The organism is Mordavella massiliensis (assembly GCF_016901695.1).
GTDB lineage: Bacteria > Bacillota > Clostridia > Lachnospirales > Lachnospiraceae > Claveliimonas > Claveliimonas massiliensis_A.
The window spans coordinates 1-1,368 of the sequence record NZ_JACJKS010000052.1 but is presented as its reverse complement, the minus strand read 5'-3'; the positions used below and the strand labels follow the sequence as shown (position 1 = coordinate 1,368).

2 protein-coding genes are annotated in these 1,368 nt (G+C 46.9%); both read right to left on the bottom strand.

Annotation, left to right across the window (positions count from 1 at the left end):
- Positions 1–50: 50 nt before the first annotated feature.
- Positions 51–959 (bottom strand): IS3 family transposase, encoded by a 909-nt coding sequence (locus H6A20_RS13025; RefSeq protein ID WP_204907526.1) that lies wholly within the window; start codon positions 957–959, stop codon positions 51–53.
- Positions 956–1,288, bottom strand: a complete 333-nt coding sequence (locus H6A20_RS13020) for a transposase (protein ID WP_087178456.1) — start codon at positions 1,286–1,288, stop codon at positions 956–958. Before H6A20_RS13020 ends, H6A20_RS13025 begins: the two co-directional genes overlap by 4 nt.
- Positions 1,289–1,368 lie beyond the last annotated feature (80 nt).

Genomic DNA, 1,368 nt, shown 5'->3' with positions numbered 1-1,368 from the left:
ATTGATATTGTCAAGATTAGTTGACACATTTTTCTCAAGGATATCACTGACTATGCAGCCACCTCCAAAGCCTCATAGTACTGCCTGCGTTTTACCATGGGAGGAAGGCCGCCATTGGCAGAGCAGATCCTCCGGTTGTTCCAGTAGCTGAGGAAGTATCTCCAGATAAGTACCTTTAGTTCTTCTACTTCCATCTGCTTTGTGTCATAACGGTCATAAAGAAGCTCCGTCTTCATTCTGGCCCACATGCTCTCGCAGCGTGCATTATCATGGCAGCGCCCTCCGGCACTGTTCATGCTTTGATGGATATGATGCTCCCGGATGGTCTGACGGTAGGACTCGCTGGTATACTGTGTCCCGCGGTCACTGTGGATGACAGCGCCTTCCAACGCAGGATAGGCAGTCAGGGCGTTTTCCAATGTATGGATACATAGATCGGCTTTCATATTTGTTTCCATTGCCAGACCGAGGACACTAAGATCAAAGCAGTCAAAAATCGCAGATACATACAGTTTCCCATTGGATGCCGGAATCTCCGTGATATCCGTAATACATTTTTCTAATGGGGTATCAGAACGGAAATCCCGTTTTAGCAGATCATCCGATTTCATGGCTTCACGATCAGCCTTTGTGATCCCGTTGGGTTTTCTCTTAGGTCGATGGCTAAGGCCAATCTGATCCATAACTCGGTATACGGTTCTCTCACTGGGAATATGCACTCCTTCCGGCTGTTTCAGCAACAATGCCTGGTACATCCGGATTCGACCATAAGTATCGTTACATTCATCTTCACTGACGATTTCTTTCATGGCATCTGCCAAATCCTGGTACTTCCAGGGACGGTCTTTATTTGCGAGATATTTATAGAAGCCTTGGCGGCTGACCCCAAGCATTCTGCAGTAAAACGAGATTTTCCCGGTAATCCTGCCGTCTTCTGTCTTCAGGGCCAGAAAGATCATTCTCTGGTTTTTGCCGACTTCCGACGGCTGGCGGCGAAAAAAGCACTGGCTTCCTCCAGGAATTCGTTTTCTTCCTTCAGGCGACGGATTTCCTTATCCTGTTCCTTTACCCGTTTGCGCAGCATGGTAATTTCTTCTGCCAGGCTCATTGCGCTGGTGGGAGTATGGGAGCCTTCTCCGATATCCAGCTTACCGGCTCTAACAGCTTTCAGCCAGGTATGGATGGTTCCTTCTGGGATTCCTAATTCTTTAGCAGCCTTAGCGCCGCCGATTTCCTTGGCAAGTTTTACTGCCTGTACTTTGTATTCATGGTCATATTTACGTGCCACTTTGAATTCCTCCTTATTCTCTTGGTTTTATTATGAAATCCTTGAGAATAAGCTGTCAACTTTTTTTATACCACACCATA